General features: G+C 58.3%; 29 protein-coding genes. All 29 read right to left on the bottom strand.

What is annotated here, in order from left to right; all coding sequences use genetic code 11:
• Position 1: 1 nt before the first annotated feature.
• The 29 genes from HNR62_RS01805 to HNR62_RS01665 all read right to left on the bottom strand — a co-directional run bounded on the left by HNR62_RS01805 (position 2) and on the right by HNR62_RS01665 (position 21,925).
• Positions 2 to 646, bottom strand: coding sequence for a YfgM family protein (locus HNR62_RS01805; RefSeq protein WP_204794388.1), 645 nt, complete (start codon positions 644 to 646; stop codon positions 2 to 4).
• Entirely contained in the window at positions 647 to 1,921 is a 1,275-nt protein-coding gene (hisS, locus tag HNR62_RS01800; protein WP_204794387.1) for a histidine--tRNA ligase, read from the bottom strand. It lies immediately after the preceding gene.
• Between the two features lie 227 nt (positions 1,922 to 2,148).
• Positions 2,149 to 3,267, bottom strand: a complete 1,119-nt coding sequence (ispG, locus tag HNR62_RS01795; protein WP_204794444.1) for a flavodoxin-dependent (E)-4-hydroxy-3-methylbut-2-enyl-diphosphate synthase — start codon at positions 3,265 to 3,267, stop codon at positions 2,149 to 2,151.
• Positions 3,268 to 3,285: 18 nt separating this feature from the next.
• Positions 3,286 to 4,221 (bottom strand): RodZ domain-containing protein, encoded by a 936-nt coding sequence (locus HNR62_RS01790; RefSeq protein ID WP_204794386.1) that lies wholly within the window; start codon positions 4,219 to 4,221, stop codon positions 3,286 to 3,288.
• Positions 4,211 to 4,990 carry a type IV pilus biogenesis/stability protein PilW gene (gene pilW / locus HNR62_RS01785; protein WP_204794385.1) on the bottom strand — a complete coding sequence of 260 codons (780 nt, stop codon included), beginning with the start codon at positions 4,988 to 4,990 and terminating at the stop codon, positions 4,211 to 4,213. The genes HNR62_RS01790 and pilW overlap by 11 nt, the downstream gene beginning before the upstream one ends.
• Positions 4,991 to 5,015: 25 nt before the next feature.
• Entirely contained in the window at positions 5,016 to 6,134 is a 1,119-nt protein-coding gene (gene rlmN / locus HNR62_RS01780) for a dual-specificity RNA methyltransferase RlmN (protein WP_204794384.1), read from the bottom strand.
• A gap of 69 nt (positions 6,135 to 6,203) precedes the next feature.
• Positions 6,204 to 7,430, bottom strand: a complete 1,227-nt coding sequence (locus HNR62_RS01775) for a site-specific integrase (RefSeq protein ID WP_204794383.1) — start codon at positions 7,428 to 7,430, stop codon at positions 6,204 to 6,206.
• 72 nt (positions 7,431 to 7,502) lie between these two features.
• Entirely contained in the window at positions 7,503 to 8,015 is a 513-nt protein-coding gene (locus HNR62_RS01770) for a hypothetical protein (RefSeq protein WP_204794382.1), read from the bottom strand.
• Positions 8,016 to 8,066: 51 nt separating this feature from the next.
• Positions 8,067 to 8,921, bottom strand: a complete 855-nt coding sequence (locus tag HNR62_RS01765) for an FAD-dependent thymidylate synthase (RefSeq protein WP_204794381.1) — start codon at positions 8,919 to 8,921, stop codon at positions 8,067 to 8,069.
• Complete coding sequence (locus HNR62_RS01760) at positions 8,918 to 9,106, bottom strand: hypothetical protein (protein ID WP_204794380.1); 189 nt, start codon at positions 9,104 to 9,106, stop codon at positions 8,918 to 8,920. The genes HNR62_RS01765 and HNR62_RS01760 overlap by 4 nt, the downstream gene beginning before the upstream one ends.
• Positions 9,099 to 9,530, bottom strand: coding sequence for a deaminase (locus HNR62_RS01755; RefSeq protein ID WP_204794379.1), 432 nt, complete (start codon positions 9,528 to 9,530; stop codon positions 9,099 to 9,101). The genes HNR62_RS01760 and HNR62_RS01755 overlap by 8 nt, the downstream gene beginning before the upstream one ends.
• Positions 9,523 to 9,927: a hypothetical protein gene (locus HNR62_RS01750; RefSeq protein WP_204794378.1), complete on the bottom strand. Its 405-nt coding sequence runs from the start codon at positions 9,925 to 9,927 to the stop codon at positions 9,523 to 9,525. The genes HNR62_RS01755 and HNR62_RS01750 overlap by 8 nt, the downstream gene beginning before the upstream one ends.
• 59 nt (positions 9,928 to 9,986) lie before the next feature.
• Positions 9,987 to 10,628, bottom strand: coding sequence for a helix-turn-helix domain-containing protein (locus HNR62_RS01745; RefSeq protein WP_204794377.1), 642 nt, complete (start codon positions 10,626 to 10,628; stop codon positions 9,987 to 9,989).
• Between the two features lie 73 nt (positions 10,629 to 10,701).
• Positions 10,702 to 11,121, bottom strand: coding sequence for a hypothetical protein (locus tag HNR62_RS01740; protein ID WP_204794376.1), 420 nt, complete (start codon positions 11,119 to 11,121; stop codon positions 10,702 to 10,704).
• Positions 11,118 to 11,690, bottom strand: a complete 573-nt coding sequence (locus tag HNR62_RS01735; RefSeq protein WP_204794375.1) for a phage N-6-adenine-methyltransferase — start codon at positions 11,688 to 11,690, stop codon at positions 11,118 to 11,120. Before HNR62_RS01735 ends, HNR62_RS01740 begins: the two co-directional genes overlap by 4 nt.
• Positions 11,691 to 11,800: 110 nt before the next feature.
• Positions 11,801 to 11,962, bottom strand: a complete 162-nt coding sequence (locus HNR62_RS01730; RefSeq protein ID WP_204794374.1) for a DUF3927 family protein — start codon at positions 11,960 to 11,962, stop codon at positions 11,801 to 11,803.
• A 3-nt stretch (positions 11,963 to 11,965) separates the two neighbouring features.
• Positions 11,966 to 12,253: an Acb2/Tad1 domain-containing protein gene (locus tag HNR62_RS01725; protein ID WP_204794373.1), complete on the bottom strand. Its 288-nt coding sequence runs from the start codon at positions 12,251 to 12,253 to the stop codon at positions 11,966 to 11,968.
• On the bottom strand, positions 12,253 to 12,693 hold the full coding sequence (locus HNR62_RS01720) for a tellurite resistance TerB family protein (RefSeq protein ID WP_204794372.1): 441 nt from the start codon (positions 12,691 to 12,693) through the stop codon (positions 12,253 to 12,255). Before HNR62_RS01720 ends, HNR62_RS01725 begins: the two co-directional genes overlap by 1 nt.
• 322 nt (positions 12,694 to 13,015) lie before the next feature.
• On the bottom strand, positions 13,016 to 13,711 hold the full coding sequence (locus tag HNR62_RS01715) for a hypothetical protein (protein ID WP_204794371.1): 696 nt from the start codon (positions 13,709 to 13,711) through the stop codon (positions 13,016 to 13,018).
• A 105-nt stretch (positions 13,712 to 13,816) separates the two neighbouring features.
• A complete protein-coding gene (locus HNR62_RS01710) occupies positions 13,817 to 14,185 on the bottom strand; it encodes a gp33 family protein (RefSeq protein WP_204794370.1) in 369 nt (122 codons plus the stop codon).
• Positions 14,182 to 14,544, bottom strand: a complete 363-nt coding sequence (locus HNR62_RS01705) for a hypothetical protein (protein WP_204794369.1) — start codon at positions 14,542 to 14,544, stop codon at positions 14,182 to 14,184. The genes HNR62_RS01710 and HNR62_RS01705 overlap by 4 nt, the downstream gene beginning before the upstream one ends.
• A 15-nt stretch (positions 14,545 to 14,559) precedes the next feature.
• Positions 14,560 to 14,832, bottom strand: a complete 273-nt coding sequence (locus HNR62_RS01700; protein WP_204794368.1) for a glutaredoxin family protein — start codon at positions 14,830 to 14,832, stop codon at positions 14,560 to 14,562.
• Entirely contained in the window at positions 14,829 to 16,184 is a 1,356-nt protein-coding gene (locus tag HNR62_RS01695; protein ID WP_204794367.1) for an SNF2-related protein, read from the bottom strand. The genes HNR62_RS01700 and HNR62_RS01695 overlap by 4 nt, the downstream gene beginning before the upstream one ends.
• Positions 16,181 to 16,501: a hypothetical protein gene (locus tag HNR62_RS01690; RefSeq protein WP_204794366.1), complete on the bottom strand. Its 321-nt coding sequence runs from the start codon at positions 16,499 to 16,501 to the stop codon at positions 16,181 to 16,183. The genes HNR62_RS01695 and HNR62_RS01690 overlap by 4 nt, the downstream gene beginning before the upstream one ends.
• Positions 16,491 to 17,360 (bottom strand): RecB family exonuclease, encoded by an 870-nt coding sequence (locus tag HNR62_RS01685; RefSeq protein WP_204794365.1) that lies wholly within the window; start codon positions 17,358 to 17,360, stop codon positions 16,491 to 16,493. Before HNR62_RS01685 ends, HNR62_RS01690 begins: the two co-directional genes overlap by 11 nt.
• Before the next feature lie 35 nt (positions 17,361 to 17,395).
• On the bottom strand, positions 17,396 to 19,924 hold the full coding sequence (locus HNR62_RS01680) for a primase-helicase family protein (RefSeq protein ID WP_204794364.1): 2,529 nt from the start codon (positions 19,922 to 19,924) through the stop codon (positions 17,396 to 17,398).
• The gene (locus HNR62_RS01675) at positions 19,921 to 20,136 is read right to left on the bottom strand and encodes a hypothetical protein (protein WP_204794363.1); all 216 of its coding nucleotides are present in this window, start codon (positions 20,134 to 20,136) and stop codon (positions 19,921 to 19,923) included. Before HNR62_RS01675 ends, HNR62_RS01680 begins: the two co-directional genes overlap by 4 nt.
• Before the next feature lie 66 nt (positions 20,137 to 20,202).
• Positions 20,203 to 20,682 carry an antirestriction protein ArdA gene (locus HNR62_RS01670; RefSeq protein WP_204794362.1) on the bottom strand — a complete coding sequence of 160 codons (480 nt, stop codon included), beginning with the start codon at positions 20,680 to 20,682 and terminating at the stop codon, positions 20,203 to 20,205.
• A gap of 670 nt (positions 20,683 to 21,352) precedes the next feature.
• The gene (locus tag HNR62_RS01665; protein ID WP_204794361.1) at positions 21,353 to 21,925 is read right to left on the bottom strand and encodes a 3'-5' exonuclease; all 573 of its coding nucleotides are present in this window, start codon (positions 21,923 to 21,925) and stop codon (positions 21,353 to 21,355) included.
• Positions 21,926 to 21,934 lie beyond the last annotated feature (9 nt).

The raw sequence follows: 21,934 nt of genomic DNA, 5'->3' as shown, positions 1-21,934 counted from the left end.
ATCACTCCTCGTCACCCAGCTCGGCAGAGACCGCCAGGTTGTCGAGTTTCAGCTGCAGACCCGGATTATTGGTCAGGCCGCCCGCATCCCGCGCTGCACGATAGGCGTCACGGGCATCATCGACCTTGCCGTCGGCCATAAAGAGGTCACCCTGCACTTCGCGGAGCTGGGCAGCGAAGGCGTCGGCCTCGATGGCGTCAAGATGGGACTGGGCCCCGGCCAGCTCGTTCTGCGCCAGTAATACCCGGGCCAGGCGCAGACGAATGGTATCGCCCAGGGCCGCATCCTGGATGCCGGCCAGGGCCAGCTCCAGCTGTTGCTGAGCCAGTGCAAGATCGTTGACCTTCACCGCTTCGGCCGCCAGCAGCAGCGCCGCCAGCTCGCCATAGTTGTTGCCCTGGTTCTGCTCGACGAAGGCTGCGGTATCGTCGAAGGCCGCGGGGCCCTTGGTCGCCAGTTGCTCGCTGACCTGAGCGAAGGCCTCGGCACCGGCCGAACGCGTCTCAATCTGATGACTCTGGTAGTAACGCCAGCCAAACAAGCCACCCAGGCCAATCACGGCGCCCAGTATGATGGACTTGCCATACTCCATCCACCAGCGCTTGAGGGTTTCCAGCTGCTGCTCTTCCGTCGCGTTAATATCCATTTAGATCCCCTTCTTGAGCTGTTCAATCATGTCGTTAACCGCCAGGATCTGTTGCTCGCCCTGGCCGCGCAGATACTTGACCGTGACCTGGCCCCGGGCAATTTCATCTTCGCCCAGGATGAGGGCGATGCCGGCCCCGCTCTTGTCGGCCCGCTTCAGCTGCTTCTTGAAGTTGCCGCCGCCACAGTGGCTCATCACCCGCAAACCCGGCAGCTGATCACGCAGTTGTTCGGCCAGGGCAAAACCCGCCGCCTGACTGTTGTCGCCCATCATCGCCAGATACACATCGGCCAGCGCCGGCTGTGCTTCTACCCGGTCGAGGGTGTCCAGCAGCAGCACCAGTCGCTCCATGCCCATGGCAAAACCGACGGCGGGCGTGGCCTGGCCACCCAGTTGCTCGACCAGGCCGTCGTAACGACCACCGCCACAGACGGTGCCCTGGGCACCCAGGCTCTCGGTGACCCATTCGAACACGGTCAGGTTGTAATAGTCCAGACCACGTACCAGACGGGGGTTGATCTCGAAGTCGATGCCGGCCGACGTCAGCAGCGCCTTCAGTCCCTCGAAGTGGGCCCGGGTCTGCTCGCCGAAGTAGTCACCGAGTACCGGTGCGTCCTGCAGCAGCGCCTGAACCTGCGGGTTCTTGCTGTCCAGCACCCGCAAGGGGTTGCTGTAGAGACGACGCTGGCTGTCTTCGTCCAGCTGGTCTTTGTGCTGTTCCAGATACGCCACCAGGGCCTCACGGTATTCGGCCCGCTCTTCGGGCTGGCCCAGGCTGTTCAGTTGCAGCACCAGATGTTCATTGACCCCCAGCGTTTTCCACAGCCGGGCGGTAAGCATGATCAGCTCGGCGTCGATGTCCGGCCCCTGCAGACCGAAGACCTCGACCCCAAACTGATGGAACTGGCGATAGCGGCCCTTCTGGGGACGTTCGTAGCGGAACATGGGGCCCATGTACCACATGCGGCGTTCCTGGTTGTAGAGCAGACCGTGTTCGATACCGGCGCGCACACAGCCGGCGGTGCCTTCGGGTCTCAGGGTCATGCTGTCGCCGTTGCGGTCGTCGAAGGTATACATTTCCTTTTCGACCACGTCGGTGACTTCACCGATGGCCCGCTTGAACAGGCCGGTGACTTCCATGATGGGCATGCGCACTTCGGCGTAACCATAGGCACGCATAAGGTCACGCAGTACCGCTTCCGCCTGTTGCCAGGCCGGGGTCTGTTCCGGCAGGCAGTCGTTCATTCCACGAATTGCTTGAATCTGTTTGGCCACGAAAATATCTCTATGGTTGACGGCTTAAAATAAATTGAATGCTAATCGGTCTGGAATCAAAAGCGTGTTAGTGGTCTGAAGAGGTGAAGCACGCCAGCAGCAGGAGGCACACCGACACGCCGTAAACCCATCCCTGGGGGCTCGGACATGCCGTCCCTGGCATGTCACGGTCGGCTTAGCCACTCTGCTGCCGGCGCTCAATCCGGCACCCAGTCTGACCACGCGTCTCAGTCTTTGGTTTGCACCGGAATACGGGCGGCCGGATCCATCATGGCCACCTTGGCCCGGATGCGGCTTTCCAGCTCGTCCACCAGGTGGGTGTTATCGAGCCGGCCCACCCGCTCGCCGCCGTCGTAGAGGGCGCTCTTGCGCTGGGCGCCGGCCAGGCCGAGGTCGGAGATCAGGGCTTCACCGGGGCCGTTGACCACACAGCCGATAATGGACACGTCCATCGGCACCACTATGTCCTCGAGCCGGCTTTCCAGCTCGTTGACGGTGCTGATCACATCAAACTCCTGACGGGAGCAGGACGGACAGGCGATAAAGTTGATGCCCCGAGACCGAATGCGCAGGGACTTGAGAATATCGAACCCGACCTTGATCTCTTCCACCGGATCGGCGGCCAGCGAAATACGCAGGGTGTCGCCTATTCCCTCGGACAGCAGCATGCCCAGACCGATGGCGGACTTGACCGCGCCGCTGCGAAAGCCACCGGCTTCGGTAATCCCCAGGTGCAACGGCTGCTCTATCTGACGGGCCAGCTCCCGGTAGGCGCCGACGGCCAGAAATACATCCGATGCCTTGACGCTGACCTTGAACTGATCGAAATTGAGTCGATCCAGGATCTCCACATGACGCAGCGCCGATTCCACCAGCGCCGCCGGGGTAGGCTCGCCGTATTTTTCCTGCAGATCCTTTTCCAGCGAGCCGCCGTTGACCCCGATACGAATGGGAATGCCCTTATCTCTGGCACAGTCCACCACGGCGCGAATTCGGTCTTCCCGACCTATGTTGCCCGGGTTGATACGCAGACAGTCGGCACCATATTCGGCCACCTGCAGGGCGATGCGATAATCGAAGTGAATATCGGCCACCAGCGGCATTGTGGTGCCGGCACGGATCAGCTTGAAGGCCTCCGCCGCCTCCATGGTCGGTACCGATATCCGCACTATGTCGGCGCCGGCCTTTTCCACCGCCCGGATCTGGGCCAGGGTCGCAGCCACATCCGTGGTCAGGGTATTGGTCATGGTCTGTACGCTGATGGGGGCATCACCCCCCACCAGCACGGAGCCAACGCGAATTTGTTTGGATAGGCGACGAACGATGGGGGTTTCATGTAGGGACATCATTTACTCTTGCGTTAATCAGGATTTCGGTACGGTCAGGCGGGCTACCCGGCCGGCGCTGAAGGAGGACAGATCCACCGCCTCGTTCATATACTCGACGCTGGCGGCATGGGGCGCGCCCAGGATCAGACGAAAGGGAGGTTCACCTTCCAGGCTAAGGGCCTGCTGGGCCTTTTGCACCCCTTCGACCAGTACCCGACCACGGCTATCGGTCACCTTGATCCAGCAGTCGTCGGTGAAGCTCATGGCCAGCAGACGAGGATCGGCCGCTGGCTTGGCAGCTTCGATAATGGCAACCGGCTCTTCCGCCAGCTCGGTAACCTCTGCGGCCGGCTTGTCGTCCATGGCGGCAAGGGGCGCCCGGGGGGCAGGAATCGCCTCTGCCGTGGTATCGGCATCATCCGCCATCGGGGCGGCGGGAAGCGTCAGCGGGGGCGCAACCAACGGAATATCCGCCTCTGGTGCCAGCGCCTCCTGGTGCCGGGCACTGGCGTCCTGGCCAGGTTCCATGTGGCTGACCCCGCTGTCCTGCCACCACCAGTAAACCAGCGATCCCAGCAGGCCAAGCAGCACCAGCCAGCTGATCCGCTTGAGCCAGTTGTCGTTGGCCTGTTGCCGGGTCTTTCTGGAAAAGCTCTGCATGGGAGCCGCGGCCTTGATTTGCTCGATGCCACTCATGCCGTCGAACGCGGCCAGCGCCTCTTGTTCGCTGACCCCCACCACCTTCGCATAGGCTTTTACATAGCCGCGCAGAAACGTAAGGGCGACCCCGGCCTTGTATTGATCGTCGTCGATGGACTCAATCACCGCCAGCCTCAGATTAAGACGACGGGCCACTTCGGCCTGAGTCCAGCCTTTGGCTTCCCGGGCTTCACGCAACAGGGCCCCGGGGCCGACCGTGGTGACTGCTTCTGGTTCAGCCTGAGGCTGCGGGTCTGCTTCGTTAATAGTCATTTGATAGGAATCGCCTGGCCTGTTCTGAATCCGGAAATAACCGCACCAGCTCGGCACCGGCCAGTTGGGCTTGCGCCACACTGCCTTGTGCTTCTGCGGTACGCACTGTTAACCATAAACTCTGTGCACTGGGCTGATGCTCGTCCCGGTAGCGGGCAAGATAGTCGAGCGCGCCCCCCTCGTCCCCCTGCTCTGCCAGCAGCTCTGCCGCCCCCAGCAGGGCCTTGGATCTGCCCGGACTGTATTCCAGTGCTCGCCTGAAATAGTCGAGTGCGAGCTCCGGTTTACCATCTCGAATGGCACACATGGCCGCATTTTCGTAGCTGTCGGCCACCTGCACATAGCCAGGTGACACTATCGCCCTCCTGAACATGACATCCGCTTCGGCGAAACGTTCCCGTCCACACAGAAAAACACCGTAATTGTTCAGTCCATCGCCATGGCCGGGATCGAGCTTCAGTACCTGACGATAACTTTGCTCTGCCTGTTCAACATCGGATACCGACTGATAAAACCAGGCGCGAGCAAGATGCACATCGGCATTGCGAGGATCCTGAGCCAGGGCCCGGTCAAGATTGAACTTGGCCTGCTCCGCATCTCCCCGCCGCAAATAGGCCAAGCCAAGATTCATTCGAGTCAATGCCGCATCCGACGGCTTGAACATCACTTCCCGAGACTGACGTCCATCAGACAAGTATGTGGTTTCGTGAACACAACCACTCAGGATGGATCCCAGCAGTAACGCCGGCAACAGAGTAAGCGTTCGCATTCCCTTTACACCAATGATTTTATTCTTAAACCATTGTGACGGATATACTTTGTTCCTGCATCCGTTTTTTCATGGTGCGCTTGGTCCGGTCGATAACATCCCCGACCAGCTGGCCACAGGCGGCATCGATATCATCCCCCCGCGTCTTGCGGATGGTGACGGTATTGCCGTACTGCATCAGCACCTTGTTGAAGCGATCGATACGGCTGTTGCTCGGTTTTTCGTAATCGTTGCCCGGGAAAGGGTTGAACGGGATCAGGTTGATCTTGCAGGGCAAGTCCTTGAGCAGTTCGGCCAGCTCATGAGCATGCTGCATGTCGTCGTTGACATGATCAAGCAGCACATACTCTATGGTGACCTTGCCGTGGTTGGCGTTGGACTTGGAAATGTAGTTGCGCACGCTGTCGAGCAGGGTGGCAATATTGTACTTGTCGTTGATCGGCATGATCTCGGAGCGCAGCTTGTCGTTCGGCGCATGCAGGGATACCGCCAGTGCCACATCAATCATGTCGCCCATCTTGTCCAGCGCGGGTACCACACCGGAGGTAGACAGGGTCACCCGACGCTTGGACAGGCCGAAACCGTAGTCTTCCAGCATCAACCGCATCGCCGGCACCACGTTGTTCAGGTTGAGCAGCGGCTCGCCCATGCCCATCATCACCACATTGGTGATCGGCTTGCGACCGGAGTCACGTACAAAGCCCACCCGGCTGGCGGCGCGCCACACCTGGCCGATGATCTCGGACACCTTGAGGTTGCGGTTGAAACCCTGCTGGGCAGTCGAGCAGAATTTGCAGTCCAGGGCACAGCCCACCTGGGAAGACACGCACAGGGTGGCCCTGTCACCATCGGGAATATAAACGGTTTCCACTTCCTGGCCGCCGACCTGCATGGCCCACTTGATGGTGCCGTCGGCGGATTTTTTCTCGACGCTGATTTCCGGCGCGCGTATTTCGGCCTGCTGTTGCAGCTTGCCGCGCAGCACCTTGTTGATGTTGGTCATCTGCTCGAAGTCGTCACAACCGAAGTGATAGATCCATTTCATCACTTGATCGGCACGGAAGGGCTTTTCGCCCAGTTCACTGAAGAACGCACGCATGCCGTCACGATCCAGATCCAGCAGGTTTATTTTTGTTTCACTCATCGGTTGCCTCTCGCTTTCTGACCAGAGCCCACAGGGCGCGAAATTGTACAGAATTTATGATCCCTGCACCTAACCCTTTGAACGCATTGATTTTTTCAGTTCGTTGTAATTTTGGGGGTCATCCAGGGTCCAAAAGTGCGTCACTTTGGGGATGATATGGCCGTAATGCCGCCTCACCATGTCCACGTTCGCATGACCCAGGAACTGGGCTACATACGACTCACTTTCACCGGCCATCAATGCCCAGCTCGCAAAACTGTGGCGCGTAGTGTACGGCTTCAAGTACGGAATACCAAGTTTTGACAAAATGGTTTTCCACCGTTTTCTGCCCAACACCTTCGCATTGGCAAAGGGTTCATGGTTATCACCCCGGCAGAACACATACTCCTGCTTGCTGGTGTAGGGCCGCTGGGCTTCAAGTGCCTCCATCGCCCTGGCCGGCAGGATCAGCGTTCGGGCGGCATGGGTTTTCGGTGTCTGCAGCTCGCCCTGTTTCATGGTGCGGGTCCGGCGAATGGTCACGGTGCCTTCGGTGGCATTGACGTCTGTCCAGCGTAGTGCCGACGCCTCCCCCGGACGAACACCGGACCAGAACAAAAAGGACAGCAGGTTTTGGGTTACCTGCTCGGTATAGGCGTCGATGATGTTCTCGGCTTCTTCGATGGTGAACACCCGCATCGGTTCGTCGTCCACTTCCTCGGCGCCGACGTTACTGTTCTTCTTGCTGAGCGGTTCTATATAAAGGAAGGGGTTGTTCAGGACCAGCTTCGCCCGCACGGCTTTGGCCATGACGTTACGCATGATTCCCACCAGGGCCACGGCCCGGTTATGGGAATACTGCTCGGACACCTGCCGTTGAAAAGCAGTCAGCTTCGGTTCTGTCAGATCGGATAACTGCGCTCGAGGAAATAGCCGGTCGAGGGTTCGAACATAACTTTCGTGCTGCCGCCGGGTGCTGTTCTTCCACGACCCTTGTTTCAGGTGCAGTTCAACCATGGCGTCGGCCAGGGTTGGGTTTTCGTTGCGTACCTGCTTGTCGTTGGGGAAATGGTCTTCCCACTTGAAGGTGCCGCGAAGGATGGCCAGCTTGATCTCGGCCAGCTTCATTTCCGCCAGGTCGATGTTCTTGACCGTGGGCATAATCCCGAGGGAGCGTTTGGTTTGTTTGGTGTCACCCGGCAGGGTGAAGGCGATACGGAGCTTGTCGCGGTGGACGGACACCCCTTTGGCAGTGGACAGACGTTTCTTGGTTCTAGGGTCCATGATTCCTTCTTTATATAGGTGGGCCTCCTGCATAAAGAAAACCCCCATTACTGGGGGTCAGTATAAACAGTATTACTTAACTATGCACGACGCTGGGCAGCACCGTCAGCGGAACTGGTCGCGTGGCGGCTTGGGGTTGAGCGCCCGCATTTTCGCCAGATAGGCTTCGGCCTCCTGCACCTTGGCCATGATGGTGCTCCGATCTGCCTGCAGCGGAAGCGACCAGGATTTATTTCGCTGCGGGAAGTTACCCTTGGCATTGCGCCCTTCGGCATACGCCGGCCAGTAACAAAGCACCCGCAGGACCGGGTAGGGTCGCCGGTGTTTCGGGCGCACCACGGTGACGTAGCAGGATATGCCTTTAGGGAGGTCAGCGATCACAGCGGCAATGCGGCCCCGCGAGACATAGGGCCAGGTCTCCCATAGCTGTGACCCTATCTCGTTGCGCCAAGCCACCAGGTCGGCTATCAGCTCCCAGGTGTCCCCGTCACCCAGCATCCGCGAGTGGGTGATAACGGCCCCTTTGCGCGTCGGGTTGGCGACCCGAGCCATGATCCGCTCTGGGTTCGCCTTGTTGGGGTGCAGGCTCAACCCTTCCGGTAACTCGGGTATCTCCATAATAGTCCCGTTCTACTGTCCAACAAAAAAGGCCCCTTCAAGGGGCCTATCTTAACCACGCACGGTGTCGAATGGTATCTCGGCCCGCAGCTGCTTCCAGCCCCGGAAATTCCGTGACCGTCGCCAGCCACCGAACAGCAGCGGCGTACCCTGATGCTCGAACGGGCTGGCGTGAACCGGGCGGCTCTCGACCAGGCGTTGATAGATGGCATCGGCCTTGCCCCAGCCCAGGTCGGCCTTGCGGTAACTGGTCTGAGCGGCGGCGCTGGCACTGATGCGCTTGGCTTCCGCCAGGGTGATCACGTCGCCGTCCACCGAATACACCATCTGACCCCGGTGCCGTTCCCGGTCGACGAACGGCAGGTGCCACTCGCCGCGTTTCAACCGCAGCGGCTGACTGGTATCCATCGCCTGCTTGATGGCCACGGCCAACAGCTGGGTTTCGGGCTGGGTGTCGTGATGCTCTCGCAACGCGAAGAAATTATCCCAGTCGGTGGCCGTGATCAGCACCTTGATATGTTGGTAGGGTTCGAGCAGGCGGTTGGTTACCTGCTTGTGGACCCCGATCTCGTCCAGTTTCTGCGCGTAAAGCCGGGCGCTCCTGGCCGCCTGCTGCCACACCAGCCGGGCTTCGTGCTGTTCGCGCTTGCCCAGCTCCTTCTCGGCCTGCATGCCGCTCTGCTTGGCGCCCCAGTGTGACGGGTATACCGGGTTGGTCTTGGTCTGTTTAATGACCTCGATAACCGGGATGGCCCGAGAGCTGGAGCTGTTGCGGCTGAACGCCCGGTGGGTGAGCACCTGGGCATGGACAAAACGCGGGTATTCCACCAGCACCGACGTGATGCGTACCGGTCGGCCGAACAGCGGCTTGTAATAGGAGTCCTGAACAACCTCTACCTGCATCATACCTGCTCCGCTGAGGCCAGCCAGGCGTTGAAGGCTTGCGGGTTAATCACTACCCGGTTGTCCGGGGCCTTGCGCCAATGTACACCCTGCACCAGTTGGCCACGGTTAATCTTGCCGCGAAACGCGGCGGGGGTGTAGCCGAACAGCTCTTTGGCTTTGTTCAGGGTTACCCAGGTATCAGTCATCAGTAAGGACATAGTCGACAACCACTCCGGTTTCAGAAAAAAGGGCTTCCGCCTTCGCCAGTGACTCTTGCCACCGACCGTTGCCATAGGGCACGGATACCACGCGGGTTATCCCGGCCTGAATAATGTGGGACGCGCATCGCACACAGGGCGACAGCGGCCAGACGTACAGGGTGAAACCATGCAGCGGTTCACGGGCGAACAGGAGGGCGTTCATTTCCGCATGCACCGTCAGGTCAATCTTCACTTCACGGTTATGCAGCCGGTGGTCGTCATGGGCATTTCGCGGTAAACCGTTAAAACCCATGGTCGCCACCGTCTTGTCCAGGCGAACCACAACTGCCCCCACTTTCGTGGAAGGGTCTTTGCTCCAGCTCGCTACATGCTGGGCGAGGTTAATAAAGCGCAGATCCCAGTTAGTCACCCCACTTTGCTCCACCGATCCCGGTCTCTACCGTCTTTGGGGCGGTTGGGGTGATGGTGACACCGGACAGGTCCACGTTACCTACGGTGTAGTTGAAGTACCCCCGCTGCTTCTCTTTATAGATAATGGCCCCTGCCAGATAGACGATGGCCCCCAGCAGTTCGGCAACGTCACGGCCTTCGGGTAGGCGCTGGGACTCTTGCGCTTTTTTGATGGCTTGGTATATCAAGCCATCTGCCGAACCGACCAAATCCGAGATCACCTGCATAGGCTGCTGGTCAAAGGGTCGGTCAACAGCGTGGCGCTCTTTACCTTTCCCGGTCGCCGCCTGTAGGTAAGCCTTGTTCAGGACGTTGGCCAGGCTCTCATAACCAGCGGCACTGTTCTCAATATTCATTATTAACAGTATTCCTTGTTTTACAAGACCAAAAAGAGGTCGGCGAACCGACCCTTAAATCAGGCAGCAAATGCCCGACGCTTACTCTGTTTGGGTAGTTGCGTCCCGATCACCCGCGCTGGCACTTGTCCGGCACTCAACACGAATCGTTCCACTCCCTGCACTACCAGCATTTCCACGTACCACTCGTCCACCAACTCGTTATAGCCCAGTTGGCCGTAGCGGTACCCGGTTTCGCCTTCAACTACCACCATGTCGCGATCACATGGCGGGTCACTCGGGTCCACAAGCAGAAGGGTACCTTTCGGGTATCCTGTGCCGGCTACGTCAACTTCCACACAAAACTCGGCATTGTTATTTTCGCTAATGATCCCGGCCACCAAGGCTCTCCCATGCGAAGGCTCCCGTCCCGATAGCGTCCCTGTTACCGGTAGGTAGGTCTTTGTCAACCCCGGTTTGCTCAGCCCCCCGAGTTGTGGGTGGATGTTGGCAGGGTCGTCCTCGACCAATGCCGCAAATCGGAGCAAGAAATCAGTGTTAAGGGGTATCTCGCCGCGCAGGTATTGGCCAAAGGCAGACGTGGAAATCTGCAGGACCTTGGCCGCGTCCTTTTGGGTCGCGGCATGCTGTCTCTTGTAGTCTTTCCAGGCTCGTTGGACCCTTGTAAGGGTCTCCTCCCCGTACACGCGCTTGTTATTCATGCGTTATCCCCCGATAACATGCTTACTTGCTTGATGATAATAACAGGGTAGCTTGTATTCCTCCAAGGGACAATTATTTTTTTATTTCTTCCGTTGCAACTGCTTGTTTTATAAGCCCGGCGATGACCCCGTAATCACGTAGCCGATGGCGAAGCTCTCCTGACGGTACTCCATCCAGCGCCTCGTCCAGGGTTAACCACACCCCTTTATTACCTACGCCTAACACCACGGCGACCAAGTCCCCTGCAGCCTGCGCGAAGCCAAGCCATCGTTTTTGCTGCTCACTCAGGTCTGGGACCACCAGGGTGGTGTCTCGTTTGGGGAGCGCCTTGAGGTATTTGTATTCGATCCACAGTGTCGGGCCGGGGAGACCATCGTTGCGACGATAATAGGCGTCAGGTACCCCGCCTTGGTAGTCATCACGTATTTTCCACTTGAACACCTCGGGGGCCAGCTTCTTGTGCACCGCTTGAGTGTACTGGCTTTCGGTCATGCGGCCACCTGCAGAGTGTCGGGGACCATCAGCGACCCTTTGGTGACATATTTAAGGGAATGGGTTTCCACCTCGGGGCGGAAGATCAGGAAGCAACTCCCTTTCGGGTTGCCCTTCATTTCCTTGCCGGTTACCGGGTGAATGAAGTCGATGCGGCCGCTACGCCACTTGCCACGGGCATCGTTATAGCCGGTGATGATACGCAGCTCCTGGGCCTCGGTACCCGGCCACCAGCCGGCGGTCGCGTCCATGGGTACCAGCATCACTGTGGTCAGCCCGTTCCGGCGCTCGGCCTTGGCCTTGGTTACCCACGGGGTTATGTCCGAATAGGGTGGGTTCAGCCACACGTTACTGTTGCTCCGCATCGGGTGCAGCTGGTCGGCCCACGGCACCACCAGGCTGTTCTCTGCCGGGGTCAGGTAAGCGTCGGGCACCAACGCGGTGTCGGGCATGGCCGCCGCGTCGAGGGCGAAGTCGAATTCCCGATCCAGGGCGTCGAACAGCCATAACGGGGTCCGGGTCTGGTCCCGCGTCAGTTCCGGGGTGGTAGATCCGCCGTAATCAGCCATGGTTTTCCCCCTGTGTGCGGTGCTGGCTGTGCCAAATCCGGTGCCAGCGGCGTGTATGTCGTTTCATGATCCACCTCGATAAAAGGCCCGGAGGGTACCGGGCCTGCATGTTAGGGTTTGTGCTTGGCCGAGACCAGCGGCCACAGCAGGGAGCCGAGGACACCGGCCAACATCAGATCGACCCCCACGGACAGGATGCGGCTACCGAAGTCGATGAGCACCAGGGCAACCAGCATCACCACGATCAGGGTTTTGCGATAGGCGATATTCATCTTCTATACCCCCGCCGGTTGTGCCACGGCGCGAACCAGGGCCATGATGCCTTTCTGAATATCCGTCTTGCCGATGGCTGCCCAACGCAGAGGGTCGGCCTCTTGCAGTCGCGCATATTCGGCATGATTGCTTTCATTGACCGCCTGCTCCACCTGGCCACGGACCAGGGTATCAAGTACCTGTTGCAGCTCCAGCAACTCACGGCCCTTAACCTTGATCTGGTTCATCAGGTCGATTTCTTCCTGTCCCAGCTCCCGGTACCCGGCGATTTTACGGTGTTGGTTATCCATCACTCGATCCCGAATTCACGCAGGTTGACACCCAGCAACTGGCCCACTTTCTTGAGCACCGCGACTTCGGCATCCTCTACTTCCCCGTCAGCCTGGGCGATGGTCAGCATGGCCACGAACACTTCCTCGGATTCCTCCTTACTGGTCTTAATGTCGGCGATTTCGCGCATCACCTTCATCTGACCGATAAGGGGGCCGGCTTCAAACATCTGGGTGAACTTGGACAGGATGGCGTTGATTTCGCCGCCGAAGCCTTCCAGCGCCGGGTTGGCGGCGATTTGTTTTTCGAGGTTGTCCAACTCGGCCGCTTCCAGCTCACCATCGGCATAGGCCACCAGCAGGCAGCCGCCCACAAGGGCTTCCATAAGGTCCCGATTCTCCAGCTTTTTCACTTCGGCCTTGGCAGCGGCGACTTTCTTACCAAACAATTTACCCAGCATGTGTGCTTCCTTCCCCACGATCATAAAAAAACCGGGGTTAGCCCCCGGCACTGTCTTTCCCCATCCGGCTGATCACCGTGCTCACGGCTACGTTTACTGGCACCCGCTGTTTGGGTAGCTCCGTGCGGTGACCATGCGGTTGGGTGCCTGTCTTTCCAGGCTGTCCGTCGCGTCAGTGTGTTGGATGCACACCCGCGACTGGTGGGGTTACTCAGCCCGCCACCCCATCCTGGGCGGGATTGCAGCACCCGTAATGGCAAGCGCACCGTCGGTACCCTTGCTCTTAGAGGTAAGAAAGGCCCCGGTAACGGGGCCTTCTGTCTTATGCCGCTTCGGCTCGGCCACCGAAGAAGGCATCGAACGCAGCCTGAGCAGCGGCGTAGATTTCGTCCGGCGCGATAACCACAAAGTCCACATCGAAGTTCGAGTAGGAACCGTGCTGGTTACTCTCGGAAACGGATTTCAGCTCCCACACGCATCCGAAACGTGGGTTGCCAGCCTGTTCCTGCTCGGCAATCAGGGAGTTCCAGCGACGGGATACCTTGGCCTTGGTGCCAGGCATATCGAGCAGGGCGACGCCTTTCGGCTCACCGTCATCGCTCAACAGCAGGACCAGGTGGGTGGGGTTGTCCACTATGTCGAACTGGGCTTCCTGTTCACCGGCTTCGGCCAGTGCGGCCTGTGCTTCTGCCTCGGTCTCGAACGCGCCGAACATACCGCCACCGAACTTGCGTTTCTTCCACACCACTACCTTGCGGTCGTAATGCAGGTTGATAACGAAAGCGGCGTTGAACAGCTCGGAGTTCAAGCTGTTCATCATCATGCCCGTTTCGGCACCCTCGACGTACTGAGCGTGGCTCTTTTGTACTTCGGGAGACAGCGGCTGCAGGACCTTGATGCGCGGGATAGCCAAGTCAGAGGCACGGACGTTTTCGGACCCTTGACCTACGCGACTGGCGCGTTCTTCGGCGTTGGTTACGGTACCTTTAATGGCGACGGCGGTTGATTCTTTAGTCATGGTTCGGTTCTCTCTTATGTAGGTTCTTGGTTCGTTTGGAACGGTGTGATTATAGTAGAGCTGTTTATATCAAAACAAGCTACACTTGTTTTTTAACGCAAATATTTAGCGGGCCTTGGTCACAGACAATTTAGCCTGCGTGAACGGCACCGCACCTGGTACATCGGCACCCTGCTCCCACAGCTCGCGCACCGCGTTGTTGGCGGGTCGGCGCTGCAGCAGGTAGAAGGCGTCATTGTCACGGATATAGTGATAGAAGCTCTCCCAATCCTCGACGTTGGCTACCGTTTCGGTTTTCCATGATACGGTGCCGAGACCGCGTACACTGGTCTTGTCGATACCCGCTTCCTGCAGGCTGGCCAGCACCTCGTAGGCCAAGGTGTCATATTCTTTCTTGGCGTCGGCGGCGGCCTTGTTGGCGTCGTCCAGTGCTTTCTTGGCCTCGAACAAGGCGGTCATCAGTTCATTGTTCATGCTGCTTGCTCCAGGTTATCCGTTTCTTTGTCGGCGTCAGTGTCCAGCAGTGGCATGGCGACGTCTTCCCATTGGTCCAGCCTGCGGGCTGCTTCGTTGATGCTGTCCTCCAGCTCCAGCTTCTTGTCGTGGTTGTCGGCGATAATCTTGTGGTGCTTCTTCACAGCGGCGTTGTAGGTGGCCACAGCGTCGAAGTCGTCCCGGTCCATGGCTTCCTGCATGGCTTCCTTGGCGGCCAGGTAGGCGTCCTGCGCTTCGGCGTACTTACGCTCCATTCCTTGGTATGCCGCCACGTTCTTGCGGGTTTCTTTCAGGAATTCAATCAGGTTGTCGATAGATTTAACGTCGTTGATTCTCATGGTGTTGCTCCTTGGTTATACGGTTACAGCGTCTTTGTTGAAATGGCGGGCCAACTCGGTGTAGCCCCCCAGGTATTCCGGCTTACCACCGGGGTGTTCCAGGTATATCTGCGGCAGGGTCCCCTGCTTGCGCTCGATGAAGGCGTCGTACTTTAGCTGTGACGCCTCCGAAGCTAGCACCGTCATATCGAGGTTATGGTAGGTGTATGGCATGTCCTGGCTGTCGGCCAGGGCCTTCGCCCGGTTGCAATACTGGCACCAGTCGGCGCCTAAAATAATGATTCTCATGCTGCAAGCTCCTGTAATTGACACACCAGGGCCAGCAGGTCTTCCATCCGGCCCCGTTTCTCTGCCACTTTGATATAAACTTCTTCTTCTGCAGTCCCATCGGCGGCCACATGGATGACCTCGCAACGACGGGTCTGCCCCTTGCGATAGATGCGGTGGACCATCTGCTCGTACAGATCGGCCCGGTGCGTGGGGCTGGCCCATACCAGCCGGGTACCCATGGTCAGCGTAAGGCCATGCCCTGCCGATTGCGGGTGAGCGAACAACACCTGCAGCTTGCCCGCCTGGAATTGCTCGACCAGTCGTTCCCGATCTTTGATGGCGGTGCTGCCGTCGATGATGCCGTAGTCGATACCCCGCTTCTTTGCCTCTGCTTCCAACCCCTTGCGCTGGTGCTCCCATTGGAAGGCGACCAGGCTGGCTTCGGCCTCCAAAGCCAGGTCGAGCACCAGTTCGTGCCGTTCCTTGTGCAGGTCCTTCACCGCCCCGTTTTCGTCATACACGGCCCCGGACAGGATCTGCAGCAGTTTCTGCAGTCGCGCACCGGCATGGACCGCATTCACCACTTCTTTGTTCTCCAACTCCAGCAGCGAGTCGTACTGCATCTGCCGGTACATCTTGAGCAGTTTGGGGGGTATATCCACCTGCACCGTCCGGGTCACCAGCGGCGGCATTTCAGTGACGTCATCGAGGTTTACCCGAAAGGTCACATCACTCAGCAATGCGGTCACAATGTCATTGGCCTGGGGCTTGTCTACCCACTTCACGATGGTGTTGGTCACCTGCTTTGGACTGCAGACGTTGGCGCGGAAACCAAAGTAGTTCTTGCCCAGCCGCTCACCTCGATCAACACAGAAGGCCAGATGCCATACGTCCAGTACCGACTTCGGGGTTGGGGTGCCCGTCATCAAGGTGACGTAGGGAACCTCGGCGGTGACTTTGGCCAGGGCTTTCGACCGCAGACTGTCTTTGTTCCTGAACGCATCGGCCTCATCCACCACCAACACATCGAACTGGGTGTGCCAGTTGTTATCGGCGATCTGCTTGATGGCGTCGTGGTTGGTGATGACCCACTGGGCCTCACTGCTGGTCATCACCTGTTCCCGGTTCTTGGCATAGGCGATTTCCCAGCGTGATCCCGGCACAAAGCGGTCAAGGTCCCCGCCCCAGGCCGGTTTGAGAATGGACAGCGGCCCCAGCACCAATACCCGAGCGCCGGGCCAGTATTGTTCGATAGTCAGGATGCAGGAGGCCGTCTTGCCGGTCCCGCAGCCCGAGAAATTGAGTAGCCGGCCGGTGGCGGCCCATCGCTCGGCAAAGGCCCGTTGGTGGGCCATGGGTTCTAATTTCATTGGCGTCGTTCCTCAATAACAGTCAGGTTTTCAAGGCCCTTGTTGATGCTTGAACTCGCCAGGTTGGCCCCCTCGCAGGGGGCTTCACCCAACATGAACCAGTAATATTGGTCGTAGATGTAAGTGACCATGTGTGGCTGATACAGGATGTTGCGTATCGCCTTCTGCGCCCGCTCATCGAACTGGTTTCGACAGTCTTTGATGAATTTCCGCAGATCGGCCCCGCGCCCTTTGGCCTTGGGGTTTTCCAACAGCCGGAACTGCCACCGCAGGGCGGCCGTCAGCAGAAAGTCGTACACGCTGCGTTTAGCTGGCATAGGGGCAGTCTCCGGTGCCGAACTTGCCGTTGCCGTAGGCACACCAGTTACAGTTGCTGGCGTTCGGCTTGGGCAGGAAGTTCTGCGCCGTAGTCAGCTCCATGGCCCGCTTGTGATAGCGCGGCAGCAGTACCCCCAACTGGCGTCGGGTGAAGGAACGCGGCATTTCCTCGCCCTTGTCCAGGTACCAGAAGTTGATGCTGAAATGCTCCAGCTCCGGGTAGCGGTGGAACGCATGGAGGGCATAACTGATACCCTGATCCGAGTGTTTCAGCTCGTTCCCATACTTTCGCCCCGATTTATGGTCAATAATCAGTGCCGACGTTTCCGATTCGCGCACGAAGACGTCCAGCTTGCCCCGGCCCCACAGCTCGGGATCGTTCCATTCGCACGGTGACCAGTCCTTGCGGATGCCCCAGTTCTCTTCCATCTGCACCTTGCCGTCGATGAACTGTTCGCGCAGCCACTCGAACTTGGCGGTGAACTTGGACAGCTCCGCCGGCAACTCGCCACCGACACGGACCCAGTTTTCGGCCATATCGTGCATGGCGGTACCTCGGCTGGCGGCGTCCGAGTCTTTCTGCGGTTTCTTCTCGATCTTGGCCAGGTACACGCGATAGGGGCAGGCTTCATAATCTTTGAGCGTACTGAACGACCACACCGGCACAGCCCCAGTCTCAAAAGTGGTGCTGATCTGGGTCGGGTCCTCTTTCTTTGCCGTGTCTACCTTGCGGGCCTGTAAGGCGCCGGTAAAGGCAGTCTTGGTTTCGGCTTTTTCTGCGGCGGGCTTCTGTTCCATTTGTATGGTGACATGACCGCTCTCCGCAGCTCTGCTTTTGAGTGCGTCTTTGAAGCTCATGGCTTGTTTCCTTGGTGTGGGTTATCGGTCGGGGGTTACCCGACCTTGTTGAGTGGGCTGACGCCCTGAACCATGTTGAGCTGAGCCAGGGTGTCCTGCAGCTCGCCGGGGTCCATTAGCCAGTTGACCTCCACGCCCGAGGTCTTGGCGGTGTTGGTCTCCAGGTATTGCTTGCGTAACCGGGTCACCGGTACCGCATGGGACGTCAGCATGCGCGACATGGCGTTCTGGGTGATGTCCTTACCCGCCCGGTAGCTGTACAACAGCCGCAGGTCGGATACCGGTACCAGTGCCGTACCCTTGTTGGCACACAGCAGCCACCGCTTGATGACGCCCTTGACGCCCTGAATGAGCGTCTGTTCACGGGCCAGCAGCTCGTTTGGCTTGGCCAGCAAATCGGGTATGAACTCGCCCAGGTCGCCGGACATGACGCACTTGAAGAACCTGGTGGTGCTGTCCATGGCTGCTTCGATGGCCGCTTCTTTGGCGCCGCCCTCATAAGGCTGGCGAACCATGTGCAGGTTGACGTCGAACACCGTCAGGTAGGCGGCGAAGTCGTGCAGCTCCGATTCGGTGCGGGCGTCGAAGTTCACGCGGTCGGCGTTAATATCCGGCATGACATGAACCAGCTTCACTTCCTGCCGGGGGGCCACGTTGTAACGGCGGTCACCGGCGTCAATCTGCAAGGCTCCTATGTCGTTGGTGGCGAAGATGAAGCTGGACCAGCTAGGGACTTCTTGCTGATCGGTTCGCATCTTGCGCAAGGTGGTGGTGGGTTCAGTCACCATGTTTTTCAGCTTGTTCGCGGCTTTACGGGTACCGGAACTCACATCGGACAGGTTGAACTCGTCCACCATCACCACCAGCGCCGTTTCTTCCCAGGCGTTAAACTGGTCATCTGCGATCCGCTCCAGGGTCTTCATTACCGCATGCTTGGCAAACAGGGGCCGTAGAATGCGGTGGAACAGGTAGCCTTTACCTGTTCCTTGAGTGCCGTGAATGAGCCAGGCGGTTTCGGCCTTGCGGCGTTCCTGCCAGATGTAGGCCAGCCAGTTGATGAACCGCTCTATGGCCCCATCGTCGTAATTGAGCATGTGCGCGAGGATGCTGTATATCTGCGGACACATGCCCAACAGCGCGTGAGCGGTTTTCATGTCCGCCGGCATCGGTTCGCCTTCGTTGTGCTTGAGGTAACGGGAGGCTTGAAACTGGTTGATGACCAACCGATCTTCGTACTTGCGCAGTACGCCCAGTTTGGTTGGGTCCATGACCAGCTCGCCTTGCGGATAGGTGTCCGGCATCGGCATCCCGAACGAGCGCATCCAGTGCTCGGCATGCTCGCGAGAAACCACGGCCATGCGGACCACTTCGTCTTCTTTCGGGTCATACTCGATGCGATACAGGTTGTCTGAGTTGAAGTCGTTCACCAGCAGCGGGCGAATGGCGCGACTCTTGCCTTCGTCATCTTCGGTCAGGGTGGCCGGGCCGCCATACTGTTGAACGTGCCACTCGTACATTTCCGGGTTGGCTTTCTCAAACAGGAACGGCTTTTCATCCGGTTTGAAGCAATACACGATGGTCGGGTTGTCGCGGTTCACCCAGTAGGCGTTCGAGTCACCCCCGTTGACGTTATACCGGACGTACTGGTCATCGTGTGCAGCGTACTGCAGCGCGATCTGGTGCGGGTCGATAACCACTTCCACGGTTCCCTGTTTGGTTTTCAGGGTGGTGGTCTTGTGGTGCCGGGTACTGACCCCCAACAGTTTTAGTAGCTCTGCCCGTTTCTTGTTCAGCGCCGCCGTTACCGTCGCCAGGTTGGTTTCGGTGATCAGCGGTCGAATGTCGATAGTGGGGGACGCTTTCTTGACCAGCACGATACGGTCGGCATCGTCAGCAAACGGGTTAGCGGCGTGGTCCCCAAACAACGGTGGGGCCATGTACACGATCCGCGCCGATTCGGCCAGGCAGGGGTCGATAACCGATTTTATCGCCTGCAAGGACGGGGTCAGGGCTAACTGGTCCCGAACCTCCTCGATGGTGATGTTGAGCGACCGCAGCCAGGGTTTGAGCGCCTGCGGGGACACCGCATGGGATAACAGAAAATGCAGGTGCATGTTCACGCTATCACCTTTCAGCCCGAACGAGCTGGAGGCCACGGCAACATAGCTGGTGGTGCGCAGGGCGCCCGGCAGCAGGCTCACCACGGACTCGGCGACCCGCATCACATCGACCAGATTAACCACCCCCGGAATACTGACGGTATTCAGTTTGAGGCCGTCAATATCCAGTACCAACAGGTGGCTTGGGGCCATTTTGTCGGTCAGCCCTTTACGGGATTCATTCTTTAGAGGGCGGGTGGTCAACCCTTTGTACAAGGCCGCTCCGTTCCCGGCGTATTCTTTCAGTAAGGCGTGGTAGCGAGTCATCCCCGCTTCGTCGAGGGTGATTTCCTCGTCGTGGGTGGTGATCTTGGACGCCTTGGGGTAGGGTTCATTCACACCGGGGGCAATACCGATTTTTTTGCATAACGGGCCGACAGCGGCAGTCAGAAACTGAATAATCATACCCCTCCCCTCCCGTTGCGTTGCTGCGCCTTCTGGGTTTTCTCGTAGTCATCCCGGCAGTCGGCATCGCAAAACAACGCCTTATCCAGTGGCTCGCGGCAGTAGTAACAAGAACCCGTGGCGGGTAACCGTTTGTGCTTGCGGGCGCTGTCAATCCTCAGTTGGTGCAGAAAACTCTGCTGTTCTTCTACGTAATCAAGGGTGTCCATCATTGCTCCGACAAAAAACAGCGCCACTGGGTTTAAGGCCGAAGACAGTAGCACTGTTTTTTATGGTTGTCAGCAGTTCCTGAAAATATGACCGTCTTCTTCGTGGTAGTCGTAGCCGAGGTCACGGGCGAAGGCGTCTATATCGAAATAGCTCTGCAAATGTGAGGGTATTTCGTGGGCGTAGCACTCGTCCCACAGCTCCTCCGCGTAGTCACGGAAGCTGGAGTAGCACCCGCAATACTTGTCCTCGAAGTCGCTCTGATCCCAGGATCCCATCCAGCCGATGTAGACGTTGACTGCATCCCGGTCAAACTGCTCGTAAGCCTCCAGCAGGTCCCACACCGCTGCGTCCACATCACACTCGCCGACCAGACCACTGGGGATTTCCTCCCAATCCTGGAACATCAGTTCGGGGTCTTCTTCATCGTCGTGCAGGTTCAGGCAGCCAGTGATGAAGTCGTCGTGGTCGCCATAGTCGGATAAGTCCAGCCAGGCGCCGGTCAGGTCGCCGTTGTTATATTTTTTGAACGTCGAAACGAAGACTCTCATTTATTTACCCTCCGGGTGTTTCAACACTTCAACTGATACCCCCAGTGCGTCGGAGACACTGAGCCCTTGTTTTCGCACCTTATGTATTACGGTCGTGTACACCCTCCCTGCTTTCAGGGCCGCTTTTTTTAGCGACATGATTTCCCCTTCTAGGCGCACTATTGTTGTTGTACTTCTGTTAATTGGTTGCTCATGCGCAGGTATCCATTTGCAGTTCCCTGGCCCGTAAGGTTTGGTGTTATCCACCCTCTCCAAGGTGAATCCCGGAGGGCATTCGCCTACGTCATGCAGGAACGATTCAAAACTCCGCCACACCTCTGGAGGCTTCCTATGCTTGTAGCTGCCGTAACAGTCAACTTTTGGGTTTGTGCAGCGCGTCCACATAGCACACCAAGCCTTGTAAGTCCGCGTCTTACTTGCTCCGTGCGTCTTGTTCCTGCCCTGGAGGTTATCCGCCTGTTTACAGGTGCAGCTCACAACGGCCCCGCGCAGGATGTTGTATGCGTTTATTAGCTTTTCTACCCCACAGTCACAAAGGCAAAGCACTTTGGGATACTTGGCTGTACCGATAACCCGTAATCTCCCGTATCGTTTACCAACCATCGACTCTCGTTTACTAGGCATGGTCGTGCTCCTATGAAAAAGGCCCCTGTCTTGGGGCCTTGGTTGGTTACTGTTGAATCGACTTCCAGGTCTCGCTGATGACGTTAGCTTGGTGCGTAGCGTCAGCGAAGGCGTTGTGCCGCACCCCCACAAAGTTGTTCTTGTTCCTCTCCTTCACCGCCGGATTCAATGCCACCAGCGTCCGCATATCGTACACATGGCGGTAATCCCAGAAGGGGGTCAGCCCGTTCTGTCGCAACAGGTGCTCCAGCAGGGTGACGTCGAAGGTGCTGCCGTTGCCCCACACCGCTACGGTGTCGATGTTGCTGCGCTGCTTTTCGAGTGCCACAAAGTCGAGCAGCGTAGCCAATTCATCCCGCAGCCCCCGAGTAATGGCTTCTTGGCCCTGGACCAGCTCCTCTCGGGCCACGTCCTCCTGCCTCAACCACCACAAAAGCGTACTGGCACTTGCGGTGCGTCCGGCGTTCAGCTGTTCCTGGATGCTCAAATGGCCGTACCAGGAGCAGTCGGAGACGCCCAACTCCATAGTGAAGGGGATGGCGGCGATAGAGGTGATCACCGCATCGGGTGCTGTATTCAGTGTTTCCAGGTCGAGGCTGATGTGCAGCAGGTCTTTCATAACGGATCC

It is taken from the genome of Oceanisphaera litoralis, from assembly GCF_016907015.1.
Classification (GTDB): Bacteria; Pseudomonadota; Gammaproteobacteria; order Enterobacterales; family Aeromonadaceae; genus Oceanimonas; species Oceanimonas litoralis.
Note: the sequence above shows the minus strand (reverse complement) of the source record. Positions and strands in the feature narration are given on the sequence as shown.

What these genes read in the sequence shown, in the direction of transcription:
- rlmN (WP_204794384.1), bottom strand. Translation starts at nt 6,134, where the DNA reads ATGAGTGAAACAAAAATAAACCTGCTGGATCTGGATCGTGACGGCATG.
- HNR62_RS01675 (WP_204794363.1), bottom strand. Translation starts at nt 20,136, where the DNA reads ATGATGGACACCCTTGATTACGTAGAAGAACAGCAGAGTTTTCTGCAC.
- HNR62_RS01725 (WP_204794373.1), bottom strand. Translation starts at nt 12,253, where the DNA reads ATGGATAACCAACACCGTAAAATCGCCGGGTACCGGGAGCTGGGACAG.
- HNR62_RS01665 (WP_204794361.1), bottom strand. Translation starts at nt 21,925, where the DNA reads ATGAAAGACCTGCTGCACATCAGCCTCGACCTGGAAACACTGAATACA.
- HNR62_RS01680 (WP_204794364.1), bottom strand. Translation starts at nt 19,924, where the DNA reads ATGATTATTCAGTTTCTGACTGCCGCTGTCGGCCCGTTATGCAAAAAA.
- HNR62_RS01805 (WP_204794388.1), bottom strand. Translation starts at nt 646, where the DNA reads ATGGATATTAACGCGACGGAAGAGCAGCAGCTGGAAACCCTCAAGCGC.
- HNR62_RS01750 (WP_204794378.1), bottom strand. Translation starts at nt 9,927, where the DNA reads ATGAATATTGAGAACAGTGCCGCTGGTTATGAGAGCCTGGCCAACGTC.
- pilW (WP_204794385.1), bottom strand. Translation starts at nt 4,990, where the DNA reads ATGCGAACGCTTACTCTGTTGCCGGCGTTACTGCTGGGATCCATCCTG.
- HNR62_RS01735 (WP_204794375.1), bottom strand. Translation starts at nt 11,690, where the DNA reads ATGGCTGATTACGGCGGATCTACCACCCCGGAACTGACGCGGGACCAG.
- HNR62_RS01720 (WP_204794372.1), bottom strand. Translation starts at nt 12,693, where the DNA reads ATGCTGGGTAAATTGTTTGGTAAGAAAGTCGCCGCTGCCAAGGCCGAA.
- HNR62_RS01730 (WP_204794374.1), bottom strand. Translation starts at nt 11,962, where the DNA reads ATGAATATCGCCTATCGCAAAACCCTGATCGTGGTGATGCTGGTTGCC.
- HNR62_RS01695 (WP_204794367.1), bottom strand. Translation starts at nt 16,184, where the DNA reads ATGAAATTAGAACCCATGGCCCACCAACGGGCCTTTGCCGAGCGATGG.
- HNR62_RS01685 (WP_204794365.1), bottom strand. Translation starts at nt 17,360, where the DNA reads ATGAGCTTCAAAGACGCACTCAAAAGCAGAGCTGCGGAGAGCGGTCAT.
- HNR62_RS01775 (WP_204794383.1), bottom strand. Translation starts at nt 7,430, where the DNA reads ATGCAGGAGGCCCACCTATATAAAGAAGGAATCATGGACCCTAGAACC.
- HNR62_RS01705 (WP_204794369.1), bottom strand. Translation starts at nt 14,544, where the DNA reads ATGAGAATCAACGACGTTAAATCTATCGACAACCTGATTGAATTCCTG.
- ispG (WP_204794444.1), bottom strand. Translation starts at nt 3,267, where the DNA reads ATGTCCCTACATGAAACCCCCATCGTTCGTCGCCTATCCAAACAAATT.
- HNR62_RS01790 (WP_204794386.1), bottom strand. Translation starts at nt 4,221, where the DNA reads ATGACTATTAACGAAGCAGACCCGCAGCCTCAGGCTGAACCAGAAGCA.
- HNR62_RS01690 (WP_204794366.1), bottom strand. Translation starts at nt 16,501, where the DNA reads ATGCCAGCTAAACGCAGCGTGTACGACTTTCTGCTGACGGCCGCCCTG.
- HNR62_RS01740 (WP_204794376.1), bottom strand. Translation starts at nt 11,121, where the DNA reads ATGACCGAAAGCCAGTACACTCAAGCGGTGCACAAGAAGCTGGCCCCC.
- HNR62_RS01715 (WP_204794371.1), bottom strand. Translation starts at nt 13,711, where the DNA reads ATGACTAAAGAATCAACCGCCGTCGCCATTAAAGGTACCGTAACCAAC.
- HNR62_RS01700 (WP_204794368.1), bottom strand. Translation starts at nt 14,832, where the DNA reads ATGAGAATCATTATTTTAGGCGCCGACTGGTGCCAGTATTGCAACCGG.
- HNR62_RS01765 (WP_204794381.1), bottom strand. Translation starts at nt 8,921, where the DNA reads ATGATGCAGGTAGAGGTTGTTCAGGACTCCTATTACAAGCCGCTGTTC.
- HNR62_RS01710 (WP_204794370.1), bottom strand. Translation starts at nt 14,185, where the DNA reads ATGAACAATGAACTGATGACCGCCTTGTTCGAGGCCAAGAAAGCACTG.
- HNR62_RS01670 (WP_204794362.1), bottom strand. Translation starts at nt 20,682, where the DNA reads ATGAGAGTCTTCGTTTCGACGTTCAAAAAATATAACAACGGCGACCTG.
- HNR62_RS01760 (WP_204794380.1), bottom strand. Translation starts at nt 9,106, where the DNA reads ATGACTGATACCTGGGTAACCCTGAACAAAGCCAAAGAGCTGTTCGGC.
- HNR62_RS01770 (WP_204794382.1), bottom strand. Translation starts at nt 8,015, where the DNA reads ATGGAGATACCCGAGTTACCGGAAGGGTTGAGCCTGCACCCCAACAAG.
- HNR62_RS01745 (WP_204794377.1), bottom strand. Translation starts at nt 10,628, where the DNA reads ATGAATAACAAGCGCGTGTACGGGGAGGAGACCCTTACAAGGGTCCAA.